Here is a 20,161-nt window from a genome sequence, read left to right on the forward strand (position 1 = left end):
AATGGACTTTTTTTAATATTTGAACGAAGTGTTCAATTTGATTTTACAATCCGCCACAAAAAACTTTTGAAGAATTGCTGAAACAATTGCACCAACTCCAAATGAAATTACTAATAACATATAATTTACTGCAGCTGTATGTTGGCTTTTATCTTCACCAAAGAAAAATGCGCTCCAAGCAACAACTGATTTCTTTAGATTTCCAGTTGTAAATGCATTATTATATCCCATTCCTTCAATTTTGCTGAATGATGCATTTTGAATGGCTAGTCCAAACGCAATTGCCGGCACAATATAATAATTAGGAACACTACGCGGCAAAAAACCAACAATTAAGCAAATAGCCAAAATTGGAAACAAACAAAATACTCTCCAATAATATCCTTTAACGTACTTATGGAAAAGACCTACTACGAGCAATCCTAAAGAAAAAGCGATAAATGTACTTGAACGGTTAATCATGCCAGCTATATTATGGTCAGCTAAAGCTGAACTGAAGAAAATAATGTTTCCAGTTTGTCCAGCAGATAATGTATGTCCCCTTTGAATATATGTATAGGCATCCACAAATCCTCCACAAAAAGTAAGAGCGCATGCTAATTGTCTAGATTCTGCAGGACGCTCATATTTATTAAAAATCTCTTTTAAATTCATTTCTTCATTAATTCCCCTCTTAATTTATAATCAGTTTACATTATAAACTTTATATAGAACAAAAATATAATTTCTTAAGATTATCTTTCAAATTACTTAATTTTATAGGGTTTTTGAGTTAGAATTACCTAAGTGGAATCACGGGATAAGAGACTGTAAAATAGTTTATTCATTTTATCCTGAAACTTTTATAGTCTATAACTATAAAGGTATAAGTAACTTGAAAGGATCGAATGCTTTGTGAATATTAATTTAGGAGAAGAAATTTCTCGTAGAAGACGTGAACAAAAACTTACACAGGAGGACTTAGCTGAACTTAGCGATCTTTCAGTTAATTTTATTTCACGCTTAGAAAGAACTAAAGATCAAAACATTAGTATTCAGAAGCTTGATTCAATAGCTCGGGCTTTGAACACTAGTACACCAGATATTATTAATAATGCTTATTCTGCTAAAAATATTAAGCTAGAAAATCATGTTAACAATACGCCAATTTTCATTCAAAAAGTTACTAATGAGTTAAGAAAATTACCAGACGATCAAGCTGAACGAGTATGTAAGTCACTCATCGTACTTTTAAAAGAAATGAATTAAAAAGAAGTTGCGAGCGCAACTTCTTTTTTTAGTCTTAAATTTCTATATTATTTATAACTACATCTTCTAGAGGCTTATCCATTTTATTTTTCTTTACCTTGGCAATTTCATCGACTACATCCATGCCATCAATTACTTGACCAAAAACAGTATGACGACCATCTAACCATGGGGTTCCTCCTTGCTTATAAGCATGAATAATTTCTTTAGGATAACCAGCTGGCTCCATTTGCTTGATGTAACGCTTAGGCATGTTCTTATTCTGGACGATAAAGAATTGACTGCCATTGGTATTAGGACCTGAATTTGCCATTGATAATGCACCACGAAGATTGAATAAATCACGTGAGAATTCATCTTCAAAAGGATGGCCCCAAATACTAGTGCCTCCAGTACCATTTCCTTCAGGGTCACCACCTTGAATCATGAAATCACTAATTACACGATGAAAAATAGTACCATCGTAGTATCCCTTTTTTGCCAATCGAACAAAATTTTCAACGGTCATTGGAGCTTGTTTTGGGAATAATTGAATCTTAATATCACCGTGATTAGTCTTAATAGTAGCACGAGGACCTGTAATATTTTCTAAATCTAGTTGTGGGTATGACATATATTATTATCTCCTTTAAATTTAAGATAAAAAAATGACTAGGGATATGTTCCCTAGTCATTTTTAGTAGAACCTAAAAATTAGCCTTCAAAAGCTTCTGTTAATGGTGGAACTACTTGTTTCTTACGTGATACAACACCAGGCAACTTAACTTCTGAATCATTAAGCTTCTTATCAAAAGCTTTTTCAAACAATTCTTTAGTTTCATTAGAACCAACTACTAAAGCTTCAGAATCTGAATCAAGAATGTTAGTGATTAAAAGCATAAACATGTCATAACCATTATCATTTGATGCTGATTCCATAGCCTTTAAAAAGGCATCCTTACGTTCCAAAGCTTCAGGTAGGTCAACTACATTGATTTGTGCTACACGTACGTTGTGGCCGTTTAAAGCAAAGCTCTTAGCATCTAAATCAATTAATTCTTCCTCTGATTTATTACTAATGTTAGTACCTGCTTTAAGCATTGCTAAACCATATTCTTTGTAGTCAACGTTGGCAATTTTTGCTAATGCTTCAACAGCCTTTTTATCATCATCAGTAGTAGTTGGTGATTTAAGAAGTAAAGTATCTGAAATAATAGCTGAAAGCATTAATCCAGCAAGTTTTTCAGGAATTTCAATACCATTTTCGTTAAACATCTTCCAAACGATGGTTGAAGTACAACCCATTGGTTCAGCACGATAGTATAAAGGATCTGCAGTATTGAAGTTCATAATTCTGTGGTGATCAACAACATGAGTAACCTTAACTTTATCGATATCTGAGACACTTTGTTGAGGTTCATTGTGGTCAACTAACATTACAGCCTTAACTTCTGGAGCAGCTTCTTTGATAACACGAGGAGCTTCAAAACCAAACTTCTTAAGGGCATATGCAGTTTCATCATTAGGCTCACCCAAAGCTACAGCTTCAGTGTTATAGCCTAATTTATTTTGTAAGTATGAAAATGCAATGGCAGTACCAATAGCATCAGTATCTGGATTTTGGTGTCCGAAAACAAATTCTTTTTCCATTGAATAAATTGCCTCTTTTTCTAACTTTTTATTTGATCTACTAATAGTTTACTAAAATTCTGATGCTTGTCCAAGAACTTTTCCCATTCTTTTAAGAGATTTTGCATTCTAGGTATTTCAAGCTTGCCTTTACGATAAACGTAGGAAATATGAAATCCATGATCTTCCTTCAAATAAATTGGAGTCAAATTGGTTGAGTCAATTTCATCACGATGGGCGTCATAATAGGATTGAGTAATAAAGGTATCGTAATCTGAATTCTCAGCCATTTTGATTAATTCTTTTGTAGATCCAATTTTAATAGGAATAATCGGCTTATTCTTTTTACCGAAGTATTCATGCATTAAAGGTGTCAAATAGAAATTGTCAGGATATGCGACCCATTTTCTATTTATAAAGCGTGAAACTGGACAAGTTTCTTCAGCTTCAACAGTTGTTTTATGAGTTAAAACTACTAATCGATCATCATAGAAGTGTTCGTAATTATACTGGTGACGTAAATTAGTATCTTCCTTCTTCGTATTGTCAGGTAAATACATAATCGCCATATCAACTTGGTTGGTATCCAACCTACGCCATAGCTCTTTACGATCAAAATAATTGATAGTAAAGGTTACATCAGGATATTTCTTATTAAATTCACCTAAGAATTTATGGAAAAGATCTGATTGAAGTGAATCCAAGATCCCTACAGAGATATGACCTTTATCTGCTTGAGTATATTCTTGAATATCACTTACAACTCCATTGATAGTATTAAGCAATTCAACTGCAGCAGTTTCCATTTCTTTCCCTGCTTCGGTTAAATATAGCTTCTTACCCATTTGACCAAATAAGGGCGCACCAATAGCATGCTCAAGCTTTTTAACTTGTTGAGTTAATGCTGGTTGGGTAATTCCCAAAATTTGAGCTGCTTGGGTGTAGTTCATTGTATCAATTAGTTGTAAAAAATAACGTAATAATTTAGCCGACAATATTGTATCAGTTTTAGGCATAACAATTATCTTCTTTCTCGAAATTTTATTTTATGATAAGTCATGTCCCATAACATAATTTATTATCTATCCAAAAAGAAATAGTGTCAAAACAAATGTCTCAGCACTATTTTCTTTTTATAAAATGTTATTAAATAATAAGCATGATATTAATTCTGACTACTAATTGGACGACCTAATTCAATATCTGTTGGTGTACCATCTACCGTTGTATCGATAACAAATGAACCGTTTGAATAACGATCACCTAATGGATATTCATTAGTCTTAATTTCAATGTGACGGTCACTAGAGGTAGTAACATGTAGGATATGATCTTGAGCGTAAGGCATTAAAGCTACAATTCTATGTGGTTTAGTCTTTAGTTCGCGTAAAACTAATACCCCACGTTTGGCACGAGATACCTTATTAACTAAAGAAAGCTTAAATTGCTTAAATGCACCCCGTTGAGTAATTAAACCAACATGCATTAAATCGAGATACTGACTGTCAACTAAAACATAGCCGACTATATAATCGTCATCTTTAAGGTTAGCTGACTTAACCCCTACCGCTTTAGAACCTGACGTTGGAATTTCACTGATGTCATATCTAATTGCATATGCTCGATGAGTAAATAATGTGATTTCCTTTTTATCATTAGGATTAATTAGATCTACCCCAATCAATAAGCTATCTTTATTCTTTAATTTGATAGCTGTCATAGCACGTGATTTATAAGTTCTAGTTGGTTGCAAGTTAGTCAATTCAAGTTGTTTGATATAACCATCATTGGTAGCTAGAACAAAGTTTTTAGTTACGTTTAAATTATCGAATACAAAGACACGAATAATTTGTTCATCACTGTCTAATCCAATTTCTTGAGAAAGGTGTTGCCCAGTTTCTTTCCATTTAGTTTCTACTAACTCATGAACTGGTCGGTAGATAACATTACCATGATTAGTAAATAGATAAAGATTAGATAAAGTGGATAACGTATTTTCATAAATTACTTTATCTCCATCTGGTAAGCCATTATCGGCATCATCAGTAGATTGGTATGATCTAAGTGAAGAACGCTTTAAGTAACCATCACGACTGATTAATACACGTACTTGTTCATCAGCAACTAATGCTTTTTCATCAATTTTAACTTTAGCACTTTCTTCAGAAATCTCAGTACGACGAGGACTAGCAAATTCCTTTTTTACAGCTGATAGTTCTTTAATAATTTCTTTTTCTAAGGTCTTTCGGTCTGACAAAAGTTTACGGTATTTTTCTGCAAGTTTATTGAGCTTAGTTTGTTCGGCAATCAATGCATTAACATCAGTATTAGTTAATCTATAAAGTTGTAAAGAAACAATTGCCTCGGCTTGATTGTCAGTAAATTTATATTTGGCAACCAAGTTCTTTTTAGCGTCAGCCTTGTTTTTTGAAGCACGGATGGTCTTAATAACTTGATCAAGAATATCCATCGCATGAATCAAACCTTGAATGATTTCTAGACGTGCTTCAGCTTTATTTAAATCAAATTTGGTTCGCTTAGTTACAACGTCTTCTTCGTGTTCTAAGTAGGATGATAAGATACGCTTTAAGCCTACTTGAACAGGAGTCATATGATCAATTGCAACCATATTGAAGTTATAAGAAACCTGTAAATCAGTATTCTTAAATAAATAGTTTAAAATGTTTTGAGCATCTGCATCTTTTTTTAGTTCGATAACGATAGACAGACCATGACGGTCAGTTTCATCACGTACTTCAGCAATACCATCAATTTCTTTATTTAATCGAATCTCGTCAATCTTTTTGACTAAAAGAGCCTTGTTAACATCAAATGGAATTTCTGTTGCTACAATTTCTTGACGGTGTCCACGAATTTCTTGAATACTGGTTTTAGCTCTAACTTGAATACGACCTCTACCAGTTTTATATGCTTCCTTGATGCCTTTAGTTCCCATAACAATAGCACCAGTAGGAAAATCGGGGCCTTTCACAAAATTCATTAGATCTTCTAATGAAGCATCAGGATGTTTTAGCAAATAAATAGTAGCATCAATTACTTCACCAAGGTTATGTGGAGGAATCTCAGTAGCATACCCCGCAGAAATACCCGTTGACCCATTGACTAATAAATTAGGAAAACGGGCTGGCAAAACAGTTGGCTCATATTCAGTATCGTCGAAATTAAGAACCATTTTAACTGTTTGCTTATCAATATCTTGCAAAAGCATGTTTGATATTTTGTTTAAGCGAGATTCAGTATAACGCATAGCCGCAGGACCATCACCGTCCATTGACCCGTTATTTCCATGCATTTCTACTAATGGTTCACGCATCTTCCAATCTTGGGATAAGTGAACTAAAGCACCGTAGATAGAACTGTCACCATGTGGGTGAAAATTACCCATAATGTTACCAACAGCCTTTGCGGCCTTTTTAAATGGCTTATCATAGGTATTTCCATCTTGATACATTGCATAAAGAATGCGTCGCTGAACAGGCTTTAATCCATCACGAATGTCAGGTAAAGCCCGTTCTTGAATAATATATTTGGAATATCGCCCAAAACGCTCGCCCATAACTTGTTCAAGCGGCATTTCACGAATTCGTTCTTTTGTGGTCATTAATTAAAAACCTTCTTTAATCATCTTCTGATTCTAAGATTGAGCTATCTTCGCCCATTCTAAATTTAACGTTTTCTTCAATCCATTTTCTTCTAGCAGCGACTTTATCACCCATTAAGGTAGTTACTCGTCGTTCAGCAAGAGCAGCATCATCAATTTTTACTCGAATTAGCATTCTGGATTCAGGATTCATGGTTGTTTGCCAAAGTTGTTCAGCATTCATTTCACCCAATCCTTTGAAACGCTGTAATGAATAGCCACGTTTCATAGTCTTTTCATCTTTAGCAAGCTCTTCATCTGTCCAGGCATACTGAATTTCTGCTTTCTTGCCACGTCCCTTTTGTAAACGATAAAGAGGTGGAAGAGCAATATATACCTTTCCCTTTTCAATCATTGGACGCATATAGCGGTAGAAAAAGGTTAAAAGCAAAATCTGAATATGAGCACCGTCGTCATCGGCGTCAGTCATGATAATAACTTTGTCATAATTTGAATCATCAACATCAAATTCAGCACCTACACCTGCACCAATGGTATAAATCATAGTGTTGATTTCTTCGTTTTTAAAGATATCTTGTAATTTAGCTTTTTGAGTATTTAAAACTTTACCACGTAAAGGCAAAATTGCTTGGAAGCGTCTGTCACGGCCTTGTTTTGCTGAACCACCGGCAGAGTCACCTTCGACTAAGAATAATTCATTCTTTTTAGGATTACGTGATTGAGCAGGGGTAAGCTTACCAGAAAGAACTTCTTTTTTGCGTCTTTTCTTGCCGTTTCTGCTTTCGTCTCTAGCCTTTTTAGCAGCTTCACGTGCATCCCTAGCTCGTTGTGCCTTCTTCACCAATTCTTGAGCTAATTCACCATTTTCCATCAAATAATAAGACATCTTTTCGTAGACGAGTGAATCAACTGCTGAACGTGCTTGTGGGGTGCCTAATTTACCTTTAGTTTGACCTTCAAATTCAAGTAATTCTTCTGGAATTTTCACTGATAAAACAGCGCTTAAACCTTCTCGATAATCTGAACCATCGATATTTTTATCTTTTTTACCAAGTAGTCCCTGCTTTTTAGCATAATCGTTGAAAGCACGTGTAAATCCGCTGCGAGCACCAGATTCATGAGTACCACCATCACCAGTACGAACATTATTAACAAAAGATACTAAATTTTCTGAATATCCATCACTATATTGACCGGAAAATTCAATTTCCATGCCATCTTGTTTTCCTTCAAAATAGAAAACATCACTAATAGTTCCCTTACCTTCATTTAGATAAGAAACAAAAGATTTAATTCCATCATCATATTGAAATACATCATGATGTTCAGGTTCTCGCTCATCAGTTAAAACAAACTTAACACCTTTAAGCAAAAAGGCAGACTCACGAATACGTTCCTGAATAGTCTCATACTTATACTTAGTTGTTGAAAAGATCATAGCATCTGGTTTAAAAGTAATTGTAGTACCAGTAGGATCTTTAGTTTTGCCTAAACACTTAAGAGTTCCAATAGGATGTCCACCCTTTTCAAACTCTTCTTCGTATGCCTTTCCATCTCGAACAACACGTACTTTCATATAACTTGAAAGTGCATTTACTACGGATGAACCTACACCATGAAGTCCACCTGATGTTTTATAGTTTTGTTCAGTAAATTTACCACCTGCATGGAGTACAGTCAGAATAACTTCAATAGTTGGCTTTCCTGACTTATGCATTCCTGTAGGCATCCCACGTCCAAAGTCTCTTACAGTTACACTATTATCTTTATGGATAGTTACATCAATTTCTTTACCAAAGCCGGCCATGGCTTCGTCAACAGAGTTATCGACTATTTCGTAAACTAGTTGATTAAGACCATGTATATCTGTTGAACCAATATACATACCTGGTCGTTTACGAACAGCTTCTAGTCCATGTAATATTTGAATTGAAGAATCATCATAAGTATTAGCTTTTGCCACTAAAAAATCCCCCATTTACTCAATAATTCACCAACACCGTATATTTAAGGAATAATCTTTGCTAAAATAGCGATAGATTAATAGGAGTTGTTGAATATGTTTGCATTAAAATTTGCATCGTTTTTTATTTTAGCATACTTGATCGGATCTTTTCCGACGGGTGTATTAGTGGGAAAAATCTTCTTTCACAAAGATATAAGGAAATATGGCTCTGGTAATATAGGTACTACTAATACTTTTAGAGTATTAGGTCCATTAGCTGGAATTATTGTTTTCTTGGTAGATTTTTTCAAGGGAACCATAGCTACATTATTACCAGTTCTATTTCATCTAGGACCTCATTATCTTAGCCTGATTTTTGGCCTAGCTGCAATTTTAGGGCATGCCTTCCCAATCTTTTTAAAATTCAAAGGTGGGAAAGCCGTTGCTACATCAGCCGGTTTCTTATTAGGCTATAATATCCACTTCTTTTTAATTTGTGCAGTCATCTTTTTCCCAATCTTGTTTATTACAAGTATGGTTTCATTAACTAGCCTAATTTCAGTAGTTTTGATTTTTATAGCTTCATTGTTCTTCCACGATCTTGCCTTAAGCATTATCAGTGGACTGCTCGTAGTCTTAATCTACTGGAGCCATCGAAGCAATATAATTCGTCTAAAGCATCACCAAGAAAATATGGTGCCATTCGGATTATATTATTGGTATTATAAAAAACATCACTAAATTAAACTAAATATAAAACCAGCAAGTATATAACTTGTTGGTTTTATATTTAGTTTTTTATTATACCTATGCAAACAGTAGTTCGCAAGTGCAAAATCATTTTAGAATCTTTAATAAATTTTCTTTACTCATTGTAGCTTGTGCGACATCATGATTATCTAAAATTATCTTGGCTAAGTCTGCTTTTTTATGTTGTAACGAAATAATTTTTTCTTCAATACTGTCACGGGTAACCATTTTATAAATTTTAACTGTGTGTTTTTGTCCCATACGGTGAGCACGATCACTTGCCTGATTTTCCGCAGCTAAATTCCACCACGGATCATAGTGAATAACTACATCAGCACTAGTTAAATTAATGCCAGTTCCCCCTGCTTTAAGAGAGATTAAAAAGATGCCAGGTTTATCTAATGTGTTAAACTGACGAATTTTTTCCTGACGTTCTTTCTTAGCAGTTACTCCTGTAATTACAAAAATAGGAATCTTTAGTTTAGCTAACTTGTTTTGAATTATCTCTAGCATTGAAGTGAACTGTGAAAATAAGAGAATTTTATGTCCATTTTCTATATTTGCTTTGATTAGCTTAATAGTCATAATCAATTTGCCAGAGTTACCATGATAATTCTCATACAATAAATGCGGATCACAACAAATTTCACGTAATTTAGTAATTTGCGCAAAGATTTTAAAATGAGCACGCTTGAATTCTGCATCCCCCTGACGAGCTAATTCGGCTATTAACTTTTGCGTTTGTAGTTTATAAAGTTCAGCTTGCTTAGTACCCATAGTAACGTAAACGATCTCTTCGTCTTTTGCAGGTAAATCGTTTAAAACATCCTTTTTTAGCCTGCGCAGAATAAATGGCGTTACCATTTCAACTAATTGATTTTCGGCATTTTCGTCTTCTTCTTTAATTATTGGTATCTCAAACTTCTTCTTAAAGTTTAGATATGATCCTAAAAAATTAGGCATTAAATAATCAAAGATGCTCCATAATTCACTTAATTTGTTTTCGATTGGTGTACCTGTTAAGGCAAGCTTATGATGAGCCTTAATAACTTTAGCTGATTGAGCTGTAATTGATTGGTGGTTTTTGATATTTTGTGCTTCGTCAAGAATTTGGATATCGAAAACAAGTCCCTGATAAGATTCCAAGTCACGATTTAAAGATTGATATGAGGTAATCAATAAATCGTAATTATTAGCGTTAGAGAGAATTAATGCTCGCTCTTTTTTAGTTCCACCTAGTACAGCAGTTTTTAATTCAGGCGCAAATTTTTGTGCTTCATTCTGCCAGTTATAGATAACCGATGCTGGTGCTACTACTAAACTAGTGCTATTTTTCTTTTTCCTAGTTAATAATAAAGCAATTACCTGTAGAGTTTTACCTAAGCCCATTTCATCGGCTAGAATTCCGCCAAAATTATAATTAACTAATGTACTAAGCCAATTAAATCCTTCTTTTTGATAAGGACGTAAGACACTTTTTAGCTTAGTAGGCAGCTTACTTGGTTTTAATTGGTTTTTGTTTAAATCATTAATTAATTGATTAAAAGCTTCATTACTGGAGAAATGTAAAGAATTAGCTTTTTTCATTTCTTTGGCAAAGTAAAAGGCACGATAAGCAGGTAATTGTAATTTTCCATGGATAAAATCTGTAAAGCTGATATCTAAATCATGCAGTGTTTGAGCTAATTGCTCAATAGTTGGTTGCTGGGTATGCTGAAGTAGACCATTAGATAAAACAAAATAGCGCCGCTTTTCTTGATATGCCTTAAGTGCAGCTTGAATATCTTCCCAACTCATTTTTTGACTGGAGATATCTACATCAATTAGTTCATTGGTTAAGTTAACGCTCACACCTAATTCCATCTTGGTATTGGTACTTTTTAGGAGAGATCTAAACGTTGGCGTAATTTGCACCTCGCCAATTTCTTTAAATTTGGCAATTCCATGATCAAGGAATTCGCCTAAGCGATCTAAATCATCATTAGACAACAGATATTCATTATTCTTGAAATCAGAAAAATATTGTTTAACTAGTTGTTCAATTTCATTTTCTCTTTTAGCTTCACGGCGCTCAGTTTGAGAAAAATTGCGATTTAGTAAGTATGTATTTTTGCCATATTGAACAAGGGCTTGGCACAGGGCATTATTATCTTGATAGTCGAATTTAAATGTAAAATTTGCTTCAGGTGGCAAAATAGCTCGTAATTTATTAGCGCCAGATATCTCTAGATAATCAGATTGCTCTAATTTAGGCAAAACTTTTCGTGTAAATTCAGTAACGTTTTTCTTGCTAAAACGTAATTCTTCACCGGGATGCAAGCCTAACTGAGCTAAATACTTAGGAGTGAGGCTCTCATATTTAATCCATACGCCTTTGTAATAACCATAAAAATTGTCATTTCCCGTTATTAGTGTTGAGGTCGGAAAATCTTCTACTAGAATATGAGCACTGCCATTTTCTTCTTCAATTTGGATATTAGCTGTCAGTTTATCGGTAGTATAACCTACAAGACGAGTCCCAGAATATAGCTTTGATCCTTGGTACAATAAATCATTTACTTCATCAGCAATTGAATCGCTGACATCGATGCGATCAAGAGTCTCAGTAGAATATCCCCATTTATTTAAGTTGCGAGCATCGACAATCTTCTTAATAAAATCTAGCCACCGCTTGCTACTAGTATCCATTTTTTCGGAATCAATTACTTCGTTGAAAAATTTGCCCAATTTTATCGGTTGTTGATCATGAACCATATCGATTAAATGATTCAGATCCTTAAGCTGATAAAGATGATTTCCTTTACCCAATTTAAATTGAATACTAAGCATAGAGCCATAATTGTTGGTTTGAGCCCTTAAAACTATTGGATCATTATCTTCCTTAGGCTTAGTGGAATATAGTGAAAGAAGCTGTAATGCAGCATCATTAGTTATATCAAAAGGATCATCTTTAAGGTATTCAGGAATAAATTTAAGCCAAGTCAAAGCATTGATTACCTCTTGATTTACAGAAAGCTTATGAAAAGCATTAAAATCAATTGCAATGATTTGCCAACGTGTAAATTGGACATCCAATGTTACCCAGCTGCCATCGTACTGCTCTAAATGCCAAATATATTCATAAGAACGCATTTTATTATCTAAATGATCACAACTAATTTCTGTTAAATTCAGCTTTAGTTGCATAGCAGTTTGATAGTCTTGCTTATTACAGAGTTTATCTCCAATAATGTCTAGTGGATTAACTGCGGGCTGGGCTTTAATAATACTTTCTTTTATGTCTTCAGAAAGTAAATCACTAAAATGAGTCCCTTGAGTTGTAGAATATTTTTTATTTGTTTTTTGTTCATTTTCTGTTGCTAGAAGTGCCGCTACTTCATGTTTACAACGATGGCCCTTCTTAGCCCATGGACAATTGCACTTTAATTCAGAAGCACGACCGTCTAAACGAAGTCGACCTGAAACGTTATAATACTGGCCTACTCCACCTTGAATCGTTGCAGCAAAATGTTCGTTATCTTGTGCAAGATCAAAAGACTTGATCATTAGATTGTCATAGTATATTTCGCCGCGACTTAAAATTCGAGCTGGAAATAGTGTACGCCAATTAGCCATTAAATCATTCCTTTTTGTAATAATTAGTTTAATGATTGGTAATAATTATAGTTTAAAGTAATATTTTAGGTATAAGCAAATATAATGTAATTACTAGTGTTTTATAAAGTAAAGAGAATAAATATGATGTTAGTAAAAAAGATTATTAAATCTACTGTATTCTGTGGCATAGGTATATTGGTAGGTAAAACCGTTAGTGAACAAAAGCATAAAAATACCGTTAAAAAGATATTGAGTGCTGATTATATGGATGACCATACTAAGATAAAATTGTTGCAAGATCTAAATGACATTAAAGTTAATAAAAATAGTCATTGAAAGCTTTAACTAAGCGGTTTGGTTATAATTATCTGTATATCTTTAATGTGCAAAAAGTAATTCGAATTTTAACGATTTATCGTGAGTGGTTATTATCGCAATCAAATTTAGATTTTGATGAATTGTATCATTATAGTCAAGAAAGAGAAAATATAGAATATTGTAACAATATAAAAGAATATTTAAATCTGTACCCCGAACTGTATCCTGATGCGGATGTCTTAGTCGAATTTTTTGGTGATGATTCAAATGAACAAAATATAAATTTAGATAATTAAAAAATAGTATCAACTTTTTGTTTAATTTGGTACAATTCTTGTTAGAGAGTGAATCACCCTTTTTCTGGACTTTTATATTGTGGGGAGAATGCTAATAGATAGTATTAGTTAAAAAGTTGAGTGAGATATTTGAAAAAGAACAAGTAGATATTAGATGACAAAAAGACAGTAAGCATGTTTCTAGCTTACTGTCTTTTTTTGTTTTGAATTTATTTTAAATTATTCATCAATTCCAGGAGCTTGATTAATCTCAGCTGTCATCATCCAAATTCTCTTTTCGAGGTCATTGTGGCAAGTAGTTAAGATATCACTTGAACTGTAGTCTCCTTCTTCATCTGCGGCTTTAATTCCCTTTTCGTAAAGGTGTTCCAAGTGATGATAGCCATCAACAATAGTCGCAAAACGTTCTGTAGTAGGTGTGCCCCATTTGCCAGGGTGAGCTTCAATTGTAGAATGATCTACCATTTCTGCCAAGCTTGAGTATGGAGAACCATCAATGGTGATTAATCTTTCAGCGATTAAGTCACGTTGGTTGTCTAATTCTTCCATTACTTCATCTAAGTATGGGTGTAAGTTCAAAAATTCTGGTCCACGCATGTACCAGTGTTGTTGACGTACTACCATTTGTAATTGACTAAGGTCAGCAATTGCTTGATTTAAAATTTCTTTAGTCTTTTGATATTTCATAAAAATCCTCCTTAGGATTTAAAACATACAACGTTGCTTATACTCCCATGGTAGCGGATACAGATAAATTAGTAAACTGATATGCTTTATAAATTTAATTCAAAAGCAATTCTTTCGGGATCGATCGGATCATCTACTTTTATCGTTCCTCTGATAGTAAAGCCGTTACTTTTAGCTAAATGCTGCATAACTGCATTTTTCTTAAAAGTATCAATCCTAAAGTTAGATATATTGTTTGTCACTTGTAATGAAATTAAATTAGAGAAAAAGTAATTTGCTAGATGCATCCCGCGATATTGGCTGCTAATAGCCATTCGGTGGATGGTTGCGTATTCATCTTGATCATTATGCCATTGACCATCTATTACTTGATAAGTGGGTTCAATTCCAGCAATCACAGCTGCATAACCTGCTATCTGGTGATCAACAACTAAAACCCACCCAACATTATTTTCTATGTCTTGAGTGATAGTTTGCTTATTAGGATATCCGCTTTGCCACTGCGTGCTACCAGCTTTCTTTAAAAATGCCTTAGCGTCATCGATGATTGGCATAATACTATCAATATCATTTATATTAGCTTTTCTGGAGTAAATAAGTGTCATATCTTTTCTTCCCCCTTTTTGCATATATTTTTAACAAACTATACAAAAATAAAATATGAAAGGCAAATTCACTACATAATCTCAAATCTGTCCATTATCTGAATCTGACATTTTGCCGTGAATGTGCTTAACTGCCTAACCCCTTTACCATATGATGTTTACATCAAGTTCTATACAGCATGTATAAGAGTAAACAATCTAATAAAAAATGAGGTAAACATTATATGAATAAAATTGATGAATTAGTAAACCATGTGAAAAAGGCAGATGCCATTATTGTTGGAGCCGGAAGTGGAATGTCTAATGCGGCAGGAATGGATTTTTGGTATTCTGCTAGTCCTCTATTCATAAAGCGTATGAAATACTTTTATGATAAATATCATTTTGAAGGTATCTTCAATGGCTTTTATACTCAATTTAATTCCAAAGAAGAGCATCGGGCTTTTATGCTTGAATCTTTTAAAAATGATTCTCAAAATTCCGCCGCAGAAACTAACTTATGAATATCTCAAACAATTAATTGGCGATAAACCAGTGCATTTTGTGACTACTAATCAAGATACGCTTTTTAAAAAGTTCTTTCCGAGGGTGAATTGTTGATACCTAGTAAAATTGCTGAAAAATCAATTGGATATTCCTCTTCGATTAGTGTAGTTTTAGGAATTATCAACTGGCAAAAGTTAGGGCGCCAAAACACAAGGCCCTACTACTCCTAAAGCTGAACCTCAATTAACGCTTGAGCAAAAAGCAAAGCAGGATGAAGTTATGCAGCTGTTTTATCCTAATTACATGGTAGATAATGGCATTAGACCAGGTAGTCAAATTGATAAAGACCATCCTTCCCTTTTGCATACAGTTCAATATGGTCAATCCTGGATGTATTCTATTGGGGATGCTGCAGTAATTCATTGCTTTACTCAAAATGGACAATATTATAAAGTTAGATTAGGACCTGATAAAAGCAAAAATGAAATTCGTGGTTTTTATGCTGATCCAGGAACTTTTATTGCAATTGAAACTGCTGAAAATAATGGTGTAGGATTTTCATAAATATCTACCGAACTACCAGATGGTAGTGATGGCGCAATATATGTGCCAAGAAAAGATAAATTGCTGCAGCTATTCCCTGATCAAGGTGATATTATTGAACGATTTAGTATTAAAGAATAAGATTGTGAGTTAATAAGCTATGGTAGAAATCAAAAGAAGAAAAACAGATCGTAGAACACTTTATACAATTAGAGTAATTAAAGATGCTTTTATTAAATTAGTTAAAGAATAATCATATTCTAAAGTTACTATTACTCAAATTTGTCGTGAAGCTGATATTACTCGTTCTACTTTCTATTTACATTTCACATCAATAACTGATGTGTTAAATGCCGTTCTCAATGATGTCCTATTTTTAGTTCAGGAATCAGCTACAGGATTAGATACAGAGGACCACTATTCTTTTGATTATCTTAATAAAAATGAATCCTTAGTACCTGCTTGTCAACGGATCGGAGATTCAGATAAATATCAAAGTCTATTAATGGATCCTGATTTAAGTGAATACATTATTGGTCGGATAGTTGCTCATGAGCGAGGTAAAGTCTTGCCGTTAATTATTAAGAAAACCGGGTTAAGTAAAGAAGATGCCGAAACATTATTTACGTATATTATTCATGGCTCTTTCGCTGTTAATCGTGCCAATCATTTCCAAAAGAATGAAAAATGGGCCCATGATGTGCAAATGTTAAATCGTTTTACTAAAGCTGGATATGAAAAATTAGCTAAGAATGATTAAGTCAAATATATTTATTAAGACTTAAATAAAATAGACCAGTATCCTAATGTTAAGCAAAAAAAGAGACCGTAAAATAGTTTGTGTAAGGATGAATGATTCTTTAAATTAATTTCTTAAACTATTAGAAAAAGGAGTTCCTTTCTCGTATGATTGGTTTGAACAAAAAAACATACAGAAAGAAGAACTCCTTCATGAATGATTTTACCAAAAATATGGCACAAGCTCTATTCAATCAAGACATAATTCTTGTTGATGTAATTCTTTTACTAATTGATCACGATCAGTTTCATGATTATTGAGCTTAGCGCCCGTAATTTGCTTAGTAAATGAATCAATCCGGCGATTACTATCACGTAAATCATAGTAAGTAGTCACGACTTGATCGTAGTCCTTTAAATCTTTAACATCAAAATCTTTTGGATATGAATCTTCAAAACATATGAATTTAAGTGGCAAACGTGGCTTTAATTGTGGCTCTTGATCGGGCACGCCAACTTGCATCCCTAAAACAGGAAAAGTTAACTTAGGTAGATCAAGAGTTTTTAGCATTTGCAAAGGATGATCATTGATTGTACCAAGAGGCACATAACCTAAATCCATGCTTTCAACGGCATTAGCCACATTTTGAAAAGCAAGCAATGTATCTTCCATTGCTTGGAAGAAAATATCGGTTGTATGTACTCTACCGTCATCTTTGTTTAGTTGCTTTCTAATTTGCTGATTGCGGTAAAGATCGACAATAAAAATAAATAGGTCTCCTTCAGCACCAACATATTTTTGACCGCAAAGTTCCTGGATCTTTTGTTTTTTGGCTTCATCGGTGATGTGCAGTAGGGATGCGTTTTGCATGAACATGCTAGTAGCTGTGCGGCTGAAGACGGTGTATAAAGTTTCTAGTTGTTCATGATTTAAGGTGATATCCTTAAATTTTCGAATAGACTTGTGATTGAGTTGAGTATCAATGGTGGAGTTATGAATCATAATTAAGCTTCTTTATAACTAATTGTAAGTCTACTATATTGTAACAGAAGACAAAGAAAAACGAGCAACGACTTTCATTATTATTAATGATTATCGTTACTCGTTTTTTCGCAGTTATGGAATTATATAATATGTTGGTTAATTAAAGATTTTCTTTAAAGAATTCATCAAATTTATCAAATGGGATTTTATCCATTTGGTCATATAAGTCAACGTGAGTTGCATTAGGCACAATGACCAGTTCTTTTGGATCCTTTAATCGGTTATAAGCTTCTTCAGCCATGTAACGTGAGTGGGCTTTTTCACCAGTTACGATTAACTTAGGTTACTTGATAGTTTCAATTCTTTGCTGTAGTGGGAAGTTGTAGTAGCCCCATGGAGTAAGAGCATCCCAAGCACCATTTGAGTTAACTGAACGTGGGTGAAATGCACGGCCAACATAGTAGTCAAAGAATCGCAATTGCTAGAGCATTTTTATGCAATCCTAAGATTTTAATGTTAGACGAAGCTACAGCTAGCTTGGATTCTGAATCAGAAGCAATGGTCCAAAAGGCGCTGAGTGGATTAATGAAAAATCGGATGACTTTGGTCATAGCACACCGGTTAAGCACGATTGTTGATGCAGATCGTATCTACTTTATCGATCATGGCACTGTTTCGGGATATGGTAAGCATGATGATTTAATCAAATCTACCCCACTCTATGCGGAATATGTTAAAAATCAATTTAAGAAATAAATAAAAGCAATCAAATCTCTTTTTTAAGTGAGACTTGATTGCTTTTTTTATCTTTAATTATGTTTACGCTTCTTAAACCCAAGACTAGACAATATACCGGTGCCTAAGCTTAAAAGAATTCCAACAATTAAATTAGTATTTCTGTTCTCTGAATTACCAGTTTGTGGCAATTCAATTTTGGTATTAGTTGCTATAATTTTATTCTTTTCAGGCGTATTAATTGCTGAATTTACCTTGTAATGCTTTTTAGGTGCAGTAGGTTGCTTTTCAGATTTTGGCTGAATAGTCTTACGGGTAGATTTTTCGTTATTGGACTTACCTTTTGGTTTTGATTCAGCATCTGGCTTAACTGTTATGTCAGAATCTTCGGTGTTTAATTCGGGTTTTGGTGGAATAGTTTCATCAGGCTCATCTGTGTCAGGAGTATCTGGCACTTCAGGAACATTCGGTTCTTCTGGAATCTTAAATTCTGGCTTGCCCGTAGTAATGGGATTGCCACTTACACCAATGTGGAATTTCGGTTTGTCGGTAGTGATAGGATCACCACTTACGCCAATGTGTCCTTCCGGTTTATCAGTAGTAGAAGGCGTACCACTTTGGCTTATTCTTTGCTTTTTCGTCCTGTCTTGGTTCTTACGTTGTTGTAGTAATCGATGTATTTGTGAATAGCTTTCTCAAGCTCATTTAAGTCCTTGTATTTATGTTCTTGGCCTTAGAACATCTCCCGCTTAAGAATGCCGAAAAAGCCTTCTATTAAACCGTCATCGAGAGAATTACCCAACCTGGACATACTCTGATCGATCCCTCTGTTAGCCAGAGCAGCTCGATATGCTTGGTGCTGATATTGCCAGCCACGGTCTGAGTGGAAAATAAGCCCGTTAAGAGCCGGGTGCTTCTCAAATGCGTCATTTAGCATAGTCATCACTTGCTTAAGGTCTGGGTGCCTAGAAATGTTGTAGGAGATGATTTCTTGGGTACAACCATCGATAATTGGAGAAAGGTAGAGCTTTTGATCTCTAAGATGGAATTCAGTCACGTCGGTAAACCAATGTCTGTTGGGAATAATTGCGTAGAAATTGCGCTTGATTAAGTGTCTGGCTTGATTTTGCCTTGAACGCCGTAATAGCTGCTGTATTTACGTTTCTTGCGGATTGAGATAGCGAATAAGCCCATCTTTTGCATGAGCCTCTGCACCTTCTTATGGTTGACCTCATAGTCTTCCCGGCGAAGCTGTCCGTAGATTCGCCGGTACCCATAGCGCTGGCTGTGTTCTAGAAAGATCTCTTTGATTCTATCCATCAGCTTCTGGTTACCAGAATCCTTATCAAGCTTATGGGTTTGGTAGTAGTAGTTACTTCTTGAGATATGAGGCAATCCAGGGTTGGCATTGATAACGTCGATAATGTACTTAACGCTAAGCCGCAATTCTTGCCTTAATTCATTGATTGCACGAGCTAATTCTTCTTTTCTTGGCTCTTACGTTTTTGAATTAAGGCCTCCAATTTTTTTATGTATGCAAGCTCGACTGTAAGCCTCTTTACCTGTTCTTCCAGTTCTTTGATCCATTGTTTGTCCTTGCTTTTGGGCATTCTTGGGTTGATCTACCTTTCTTCTTGGTAATGACAGTATACCCGTTTTCTTTAAAAGAGCGAAGCCAATTCGCAAGAATGCCTGTATTTGTAAGTCCTAAGTCTAGAGAAACCTGTCTAAGTGCTTCACCACCTAGCAGAACTCTATCAATGGCAGCAAGCTTGAAATCAGCAGTATATTTCTGTTGAGGGCGATCCAGAATATCTTCACCATGTTTTTGAATCAAGCCCACTAAATACTGGATTCCTCCACGCCCCATCCCATATTTCCGGCTAAGGTAGGTGCCTCTTCTGTAATCATTTACCCATTCGTGGTAGATAGCAAGTTTGATTTCTTTAGTGTATTTAGTCATGAAAATAACCCCCGAAATTAGAACACTAATTTCGG

The 20,161-nt window shown here is 34.5% G+C and carries 20 protein-coding genes and 3 pseudogenes; 9 read left to right on the forward strand and 14 right to left on the reverse strand.

What is annotated here, in order from left to right; translation table 11 throughout:
* Positions 1-12: 12 nt before the first annotated feature.
* A complete protein-coding gene (locus tag CP355_RS05005; RefSeq protein ID WP_199161208.1) occupies positions 13-654 on the reverse strand; it encodes a YoaK family protein in 642 nt (213 codons plus the stop codon).
* 240 nt (positions 655-894) lie between these two features.
* Here CP355_RS05005 and CP355_RS05010 point away from each other — a divergent pair, with 240 nt between their 5' ends.
* Positions 895-1,248 carry a helix-turn-helix domain-containing protein gene (locus CP355_RS05010; protein ID WP_098036385.1) on the forward strand — a complete coding sequence of 118 codons (354 nt, stop codon included), beginning with the start codon at positions 895-897 and terminating at the stop codon, positions 1,246-1,248.
* A 34-nt stretch (positions 1,249-1,282) separates the two neighbouring features.
* On the opposite strand, the gene CP355_RS05015 is transcribed toward CP355_RS05010, so the two are convergent.
* The 5 genes from CP355_RS05015 to parE all read right to left on the reverse strand — a co-directional run bounded on the left by CP355_RS05015 (position 1,283) and on the right by parE (position 8,441).
* The gene (locus CP355_RS05015) at positions 1,283-1,861 is read right to left on the reverse strand and encodes a peptidylprolyl isomerase (RefSeq protein ID WP_098036384.1); all 579 of its coding nucleotides are present in this window, start codon (positions 1,859-1,861) and stop codon (positions 1,283-1,285) included.
* A gap of 80 nt (positions 1,862-1,941) precedes the next feature.
* Positions 1,942-2,877, reverse strand: a complete 936-nt coding sequence (locus tag CP355_RS05020) for a manganese-dependent inorganic pyrophosphatase (protein ID WP_025006106.1) — start codon at positions 2,875-2,877, stop codon at positions 1,942-1,944.
* A 20-nt stretch (positions 2,878-2,897) separates the two neighbouring features.
* Positions 2,898-3,872, reverse strand: coding sequence for a LysR family transcriptional regulator (locus CP355_RS05025; protein ID WP_098044020.1), 975 nt, complete (start codon positions 3,870-3,872; stop codon positions 2,898-2,900).
* A 149-nt stretch (positions 3,873-4,021) separates the two neighbouring features.
* Positions 4,022-6,478, reverse strand: a complete 2,457-nt coding sequence (parC, locus tag CP355_RS05030) for a DNA topoisomerase IV subunit A (RefSeq protein ID WP_098044021.1) — start codon at positions 6,476-6,478, stop codon at positions 4,022-4,024.
* A gap of 16 nt (positions 6,479-6,494) precedes the next feature.
* On the reverse strand, positions 6,495-8,441 hold the full coding sequence (parE, locus tag CP355_RS05035) for a DNA topoisomerase IV subunit B (RefSeq protein ID WP_087235541.1): 1,947 nt from the start codon (positions 8,439-8,441) through the stop codon (positions 6,495-6,497).
* Positions 8,442-8,537: 96 nt separating this feature from the next.
* Here parE and plsY point away from each other — a divergent pair, with 96 nt between their 5' ends.
* Entirely contained in the window at positions 8,538-9,164 is a 627-nt protein-coding gene (gene plsY / locus CP355_RS05040) for a glycerol-3-phosphate 1-O-acyltransferase PlsY (RefSeq protein WP_098044022.1), read from the forward strand.
* A 96-nt stretch (positions 9,165-9,260) separates the two neighbouring features.
* Here plsY and CP355_RS05045 read toward each other — a convergent pair whose 3' ends face one another.
* Positions 9,261-12,788, reverse strand: a complete 3,528-nt coding sequence (locus CP355_RS05045) for an SNF2-related protein (RefSeq protein ID WP_098044023.1) — start codon at positions 12,786-12,788, stop codon at positions 9,261-9,263.
* A gap of 123 nt (positions 12,789-12,911) precedes the next feature.
* On the opposite strand from CP355_RS05045, the gene CP355_RS05050 reads away from it, so the two are divergent.
* Positions 12,912-13,106: a hypothetical protein gene (locus tag CP355_RS05050; RefSeq protein WP_199161209.1), complete on the forward strand. Its 195-nt coding sequence runs from the start codon at positions 12,912-12,914 to the stop codon at positions 13,104-13,106.
* On the forward strand, positions 13,103-13,384 hold the full coding sequence (locus CP355_RS05055) for a hypothetical protein (RefSeq protein WP_098044024.1): 282 nt from the start codon (positions 13,103-13,105) through the stop codon (positions 13,382-13,384). The genes CP355_RS05050 and CP355_RS05055 overlap by 4 nt, the downstream gene beginning before the upstream one ends.
* A gap of 219 nt (positions 13,385-13,603) precedes the next feature.
* Here CP355_RS05055 and CP355_RS05060 read toward each other — a convergent pair whose 3' ends face one another.
* Positions 13,604-14,071: a DNA starvation/stationary phase protection protein gene (locus tag CP355_RS05060; RefSeq protein WP_098044025.1), complete on the reverse strand. Its 468-nt coding sequence runs from the start codon at positions 14,069-14,071 to the stop codon at positions 13,604-13,606.
* Positions 14,072-14,157: 86 nt separating this feature from the next.
* Positions 14,158-14,676, reverse strand: coding sequence for a GNAT family N-acetyltransferase (locus CP355_RS05065; RefSeq protein ID WP_098044026.1), 519 nt, complete (start codon positions 14,674-14,676; stop codon positions 14,158-14,160).
* Positions 14,677-14,900: 224 nt separating this feature from the next.
* Here CP355_RS05065 and CP355_RS05070 point away from each other — a divergent pair, with 224 nt between their 5' ends.
* The 3 genes and pseudogenes from CP355_RS05070 to CP355_RS05080 all read left to right on the forward strand — a co-directional run.
* Positions 14,901-15,179: a hypothetical protein gene (locus tag CP355_RS05070; RefSeq protein ID WP_233186983.1), complete on the forward strand. Its 279-nt coding sequence runs from the start codon at positions 14,901-14,903 to the stop codon at positions 15,177-15,179.
* Positions 15,180-15,441: 262 nt separating this feature from the next.
* Entirely contained in the window at positions 15,442-15,726 is a 285-nt protein-coding gene (locus CP355_RS10505) for a cupin domain-containing protein (RefSeq protein WP_233185801.1), read from the forward strand.
* Between the two features lie 247 nt (positions 15,727-15,973).
* A pseudogene (locus tag CP355_RS05080) lies at positions 15,974-16,465 on the forward strand (TetR/AcrR family transcriptional regulator); the annotation flags it as partial.
* A gap of 228 nt (positions 16,466-16,693) precedes the next feature.
* Here the strand turns inward: CP355_RS05080 and CP355_RS05085 are convergent.
* The 3 genes from CP355_RS05085 to CP355_RS10715 all read right to left on the reverse strand — a co-directional run bounded on the left by CP355_RS05085 (position 16,694) and on the right by CP355_RS10715 (position 17,906).
* Positions 16,694-17,446 (reverse strand): NADPH-dependent oxidoreductase, encoded by a 753-nt coding sequence (locus CP355_RS05085; RefSeq protein WP_087176346.1) that lies wholly within the window; start codon positions 17,444-17,446, stop codon positions 16,694-16,696.
* Between the two features lie 142 nt (positions 17,447-17,588).
* Positions 17,589-17,729: an alpha/beta hydrolase gene (locus tag CP355_RS10365; protein WP_233186984.1), complete on the reverse strand. Its 141-nt coding sequence runs from the start codon at positions 17,727-17,729 to the stop codon at positions 17,589-17,591.
* Between the two features lie 42 nt (positions 17,730-17,771).
* The gene (locus CP355_RS10715; protein ID WP_255404974.1) at positions 17,772-17,906 is read right to left on the reverse strand and encodes a hypothetical protein; all 135 of its coding nucleotides are present in this window, start codon (positions 17,904-17,906) and stop codon (positions 17,772-17,774) included.
* On the opposite strand from CP355_RS10715, the pseudogene CP355_RS05095 reads away from it, so the two are divergent.
* A pseudogene (locus CP355_RS05095) lies at positions 17,894-18,184 on the forward strand (multidrug ABC transporter permease); the annotation flags it as partial. The gene CP355_RS10715 and the pseudogene CP355_RS05095 sit on opposite strands and share 13 nt — an antisense overlap.
* 53 nt (positions 18,185-18,237) lie before the next feature.
* Here CP355_RS05095 and CP355_RS10275 read toward each other — a convergent pair.
* A complete protein-coding gene (locus tag CP355_RS10275; protein ID WP_158227251.1) occupies positions 18,238-18,618 on the reverse strand; it encodes an LPXTG cell wall anchor domain-containing protein in 381 nt (126 codons plus the stop codon).
* On the opposite strand from CP355_RS10275, the gene CP355_RS10370 reads away from it, so the two are divergent.
* On the forward strand, positions 18,599-18,853 hold the full coding sequence (locus tag CP355_RS10370) for a hypothetical protein (protein WP_199161211.1): 255 nt from the start codon (positions 18,599-18,601) through the stop codon (positions 18,851-18,853). The genes CP355_RS10275 and CP355_RS10370 overlap by 20 nt on opposite strands.
* Here CP355_RS10370 and CP355_RS05105 read toward each other — a convergent pair.
* Positions 18,786-20,126 (reverse strand): annotated as a pseudogene (locus CP355_RS05105) (IS3 family transposase). The gene CP355_RS10370 and the pseudogene CP355_RS05105 sit on opposite strands and share 68 nt — an antisense overlap.
* Positions 20,127-20,161 lie beyond the last annotated feature (35 nt).

The organism is Lactobacillus sp. UMNPBX4 (assembly GCF_002554115.1).
In the GTDB taxonomy this organism is placed as follows: domain Bacteria; phylum Bacillota; class Bacilli; order Lactobacillales; family Lactobacillaceae; genus Lactobacillus; species Lactobacillus gallinarum.

Excerpts from the sequence above, each read along its gene's own strand:
- CP355_RS05005 (WP_199161208.1), bottom strand. The coding sequence starts at position 654 with ATGAATTTAAAAGAGATTTTTAATAAATATGAGCGTCCTGCAGAATCT.
- CP355_RS05015 (WP_098036384.1), bottom strand. The coding sequence starts at position 1,861 with ATGTCATACCCACAACTAGATTTAGAAAATATTACAGGTCCTCGTGCT.
- CP355_RS05020 (WP_025006106.1), bottom strand. The coding sequence starts at position 2,877 with ATGGAAAAAGAATTTGTTTTCGGACACCAAAATCCAGATACTGATGCT.
- CP355_RS05025 (WP_098044020.1), bottom strand. The coding sequence starts at position 3,872 with ATGCCTAAAACTGATACAATATTGTCGGCTAAATTATTACGTTATTTT.
- parC (WP_098044021.1), bottom strand. The coding sequence starts at position 6,478 with ATGACCACAAAAGAACGAATTCGTGAAATGCCGCTTGAACAAGTTATG.
- plsY (WP_098044022.1), top strand. The coding sequence starts at position 8,538 with ATGTTTGCATTAAAATTTGCATCGTTTTTTATTTTAGCATACTTGATC.
- CP355_RS05045 (WP_098044023.1), bottom strand. The coding sequence starts at position 12,788 with ATGGCTAATTGGCGTACACTATTTCCAGCTCGAATTTTAAGTCGCGGC.
- CP355_RS05050 (WP_199161209.1), top strand. The coding sequence starts at position 12,912 with ATGATGTTAGTAAAAAAGATTATTAAATCTACTGTATTCTGTGGCATA.
- CP355_RS05060 (WP_098044025.1), bottom strand. The coding sequence starts at position 14,071 with ATGAAATATCAAAAGACTAAAGAAATTTTAAATCAAGCAATTGCTGAC.
- CP355_RS05065 (WP_098044026.1), bottom strand. The coding sequence starts at position 14,676 with ATGACACTTATTTACTCCAGAAAAGCTAATATAAATGATATTGATAGT.
- CP355_RS05070 (WP_233186983.1), top strand. The coding sequence starts at position 14,901 with ATGAATAAAATTGATGAATTAGTAAACCATGTGAAAAAGGCAGATGCC.
- CP355_RS10505 (WP_233185801.1), top strand. The coding sequence starts at position 15,442 with ATGCAGCTGTTTTATCCTAATTACATGGTAGATAATGGCATTAGACCA.
- CP355_RS05085 (WP_087176346.1), bottom strand. The coding sequence starts at position 17,446 with ATGATTCATAACTCCACCATTGATACTCAACTCAATCACAAGTCTATT.
- CP355_RS10365 (WP_233186984.1), bottom strand. The coding sequence starts at position 17,729 with ATGGCTGAAGAAGCTTATAACCGATTAAAGGATCCAAAAGAACTGGTC.